The organism is Algoriphagus sp., assembly GCF_024642405.1.
GTDB lineage: Bacteria > Bacteroidota > Bacteroidia > Cytophagales > Cyclobacteriaceae > Algoriphagus.
The window spans coordinates 1-3969 of the sequence record NZ_JAHEBC010000346.1 but is presented as its reverse complement, the minus strand read 5'-3'; the positions used below and the strand labels follow the sequence as shown (position 1 = coordinate 3969).

Here is a 3969-nt window from a genome sequence, read left to right as displayed (position 1 = left end):
CCAAACAGATCAGAACTCCGATACAATCTATTAAAGATTTGGTCAGCTATGAAAAAGCCCAAGAAATCAACATTTTATTGAACCGGAAGTATGCCTCAGAACAGTTTTTGGATCTTCGTTTAAATGGAAATTTCTACAAAGGAATCATACTTCCGCTTGAATTTAAAGAGCTGGATTCCGATCTCTTCCTAGTCTATTTTATCGATAATAATTTGCACCATCGATTTAAGGCTATCGTAGGATTGGAAAGCATCGGCATTCTATTATTGTATCTTCTGGTTTTAGTAATCCTGATCGGCTTTATTTACTATGCTTTTATCAATAGGACACAACTCAACTGGAAAAAGACTCCCTTTAGAACCTTGATCTATAATCCTTATATGGAACAAGCATACACGAGAGGGATCTGGGCTTTTGGGTTGGTAATATTTCTACAGATTTTCATTTTATCACTTTTCAAAACCTCTATTTATGATAGGTTGTGGATTCTTTCGATTAACTTGATTTCCTGCTTGCTAATTGTTTGGTTGATTCCACAGAAAGAAAAAGAAAAACTGAAAATTGAAGAGAAAAAAAAGAAAGATGATGAAAAACCAAACGGAGAAAGTAAGGTAGAATCAGAACCAAATAAGGTAGGTGATTCAAATGAAAATAAAAGTACTTCGTCCACCATCGCTCAAATTATCAACAGTTTACTTGGTTTTATTCCGGATAATGGGATTTTTAAGAATAAAAACAGAAAAGCCAAACCCACAAAGACCAAGACACTTTACACCACATTTATATTCCTTTTCTTTTTGTCAATCGGTTTTCTTCCGGCCTTTGGAGTTTATGATAGTATTTATAATATCGAAAGTAAACTTTGGAATGCCGACTTAGAATCATCTCCAGATATTGAATTCTTTACAAAAAATTCAGAGTTGATCAGAAGAAATTTCACTTCCACTTTAGCGGACCTTTCGGAGGGCCAACTCATCAAGCAAGTCTATGCTGATAAATCAGATCTAAACCGTGCCAGCGTCAACATGCAATTAGGTTATGATTTTGAATGGGGGTTTCTGACTGTCCCTATGGTTCTACTTCTCTTTTTATTGTTGGTTGGGATGTATGTCTTGACAAAAAAACTTCTTCAAACTTGTTTTGATATCACAGCATTAGACCAAATCAAGAAAAGAAAAGTATATAAGGAAAAGCATCCAATTTTAGGAAAAAGGATTTTTCTAACGAGCCTTGAAACGGATAATTTTTTAGCATGGATCAAAACAAATATTCCTGACTATGAAAAAAGGGAATTTGTATCAATTGATTGTAACTCTTCTCTCCAAAAAAGTGATGAAAATAATGCGGCTGAGGGAACAGAAAAATCCGAACATGCTGATCTGAAGAAAAAACAAAAGATTGTTTTGGTAAAAAATATTCACTGCCTTCCCAAAGAGGATAATTTTATTGAGCGATTAAATAATTGGGAAAAAGCATATAATGAGGATTATTTGATCTTAGGTTCTGGTTTTTCAATTAAGCAATTTATCACGGATCGGTATGGAATCTCCACTCAGACTAGTAATGATAAACTGGTACAAATCACTGAGCTTCTGAGCAATTACATATTTTTTTATGTTCCCTTGGAAAAAATCTATCCATTTAAACCCCTGAACGAAAAAGCTGCTATTCCTACAGATAATGAAGTAATTGATCCTCAAGATTTGGAAGAAAGACAAAAGTTTGAGCTTATTAAAATCCTGAGGCATAAAAAAGCATACTACATGAACCTTTGGGCTGAGCTCAGCTTTTTTGAAAAGAAGTTTTGTTATTACATGGCTAAAGAAGGGCTGATCAACTCAAAGAATCTTTCCGTATCAACTGAGTTACTTCAAAAAGGGGTTTTGTTTTTTCATGAATCTAAAAACAAGTATTTATTCTTCGATGTAGTATTCCGTTATTTTATCATTGAAAATTGCCCGAAGGAGTTGATTTTGGAGTTTGAAAAAGACACCAAAGCAAATGGGATCATGGCAAATTACACTTGGTTATTAAGTTGTTTTGCCATTTTGGTGCTGGGTATTATCAGCTATTTTAATCGGGGAGTGTTAGGTCAATTAGAGGCAATTTCGACCGTAGTGGTTGGGACCATGGGGATTATTTATGAAGGATTGAGTCGAATTATTCCAGGTTTAAACATCGGAAAAAAACAGTAAGTAATTTTGAAAATGATTATCCAAAAAGGAATACCATTCTCCCAATCTTGTTTAGCTAAACTGCTGTAGAATCCTTTCTAATTCTGGAAGTCTAAAAAATTAGATAGAAGTATTTTAAAATGATTGGCTTAGTTCCGGTAATTCATAAAACATAGGTAATCTCAAAAGACAATCTGAAAATTTATCAGAGTTGGGTAATTCCCGCGCATATTGATCTGGAAAATGTTTTTTGGCAAATTCAGATTTGTGAAGGCTTTGGTAATGAAAAACAGCTAAGATTCCTTTTTCTCTTAAGGCATTAGCGTAGGCGGTTCGGGATTCTAGAGATGGGAAAAGGAGGTAGAAAATGTGCCAATTTCCAGTGTTCAGTGAGCAGTGTTCAGGAATCGATTGTAGTTCTGAATTTTTATTATTATTCAACCCCTTTGTATCACTAGATGAATTGAGAGCTGAGAACTGCATACTGCTAACTGCGTACTTATACAAATACTCAGGACTAAGAATCTTAGATTTAGAAGAATCTCTAGTAAAATAACGGAGGTAGTCTTCCCAAATATCTTTTCGCCGTTTTTGGATTTGATCTAAGTTTTCTAGTTGGGCCCAGAGGTAAGCTGAGTTGAGCTCGGATGGTAGAAAAGAGCTTCCTACATCTACCCAACCGTATTTATTGATTTCACCGCGAGCATAGGCCACTCTTTCCGTTCCCTTTTCCCAAAGTATTTCAGCTCGCTGGATCATGGAAGAATCATTAATCACCAACATCCCTCCTTCTCCACATTGAATATTTTTGGTTTCATGGAAACTCATTGTTCCCAGATGCCCAATACTTCCGAGTGCTTTCCCTTTGTAAAAAGAATCGACTGCCTGTGCTGCATCTTCTATCACCAATAAGCCGTGTCTATTGGCGATTTCCATGATGGCATCCATTTCACAGGCAACTCCCCCATAATGAACTACCACAATGGCTTTTGTTTTTGGCGTGATCAGTTCTTCCAGTAATGATTCATCCATATTGGGATGATTGGCTTTGCTATCCACGAAAATGATTTTCGCTCCTCTTAATACAAATGCATTAGCCGTGGACACAAAAGTAAAGCTGGGCAAAATGACCTCATCTCCCGGTTGGATCTCACAGAGCAATGCTGCCATTTCCAAAGCATCCGTGCAGGAAGTAGTCAGAAGGCATTTTTTGAATCCATATCGCTCTTCAAAGAAATTTTGACAACGCTGAGTGAATTCACCATTACCGGAAATCTTACCCGAACTCACCGCCTCTTGGATATAGTCTAACTCCTTACCTGATAGATAGGGTTTGTTGAAAGGGATTTGGATTTTGGATTTCAGATTTTTGATATAAGATTTATGGAGATACAGTTGAAATACTATTGAAATAATCCCTTCGGGAGAAATACATTGATATAGATATAAGATAGCCTAAGGGCAGATAAGAAGATAAGCTCCCTGCGGGAGCGAGATATTTAAATCCGTTTATAATATGTAGTTCTATCTCAGCGAAGCTGTATTTCGCCGGAGGCATATCTCGCTGCCTGTCAAAGATAGGCAGCCTATTTCAGCCGAGGCACGAGGCTATATCTCGCCAAAGGCGTATTTCGCCGAAGGCCTATCTCAGGCGACGAAGGAGCCTATATCTCTTTTTCAATAATATAAATAGGCCGATTTTTCACTCCTTCAAAGGTTTTGCCGATGTAAAGCCCTACCATTCCAAGTGTAATTAGCAGAAACCCTGTTAGCATCCAAATTGAGATTATCAAAC

2 protein-coding genes are annotated in these 3969 nt (G+C 36.7%); one reads left to right on the top strand and one right to left on the bottom strand.

The window, feature by feature from the left end; all coding sequences use genetic code 11:
• Positions 1 to 2195 (top strand): hypothetical protein (locus Q0L68_RS17440; RefSeq protein WP_296705541.1); only part of this gene is annotated, 2195 nt, incomplete at its 5' end.
• Positions 2196 to 2309: 114 nt separating this feature from the next.
• Here the strand turns inward: Q0L68_RS17440 and rffA are convergent.
• Positions 2310 to 3527 carry a dTDP-4-amino-4,6-dideoxygalactose transaminase gene (gene rffA, locus Q0L68_RS17435; RefSeq protein ID WP_296705542.1) on the bottom strand — a complete coding sequence of 406 codons (1218 nt, stop codon included), beginning with the start codon at positions 3525 to 3527 and terminating at the stop codon, positions 2310 to 2312.
• Between the last annotated feature and the right edge of the window lie 442 nt (positions 3528 to 3969).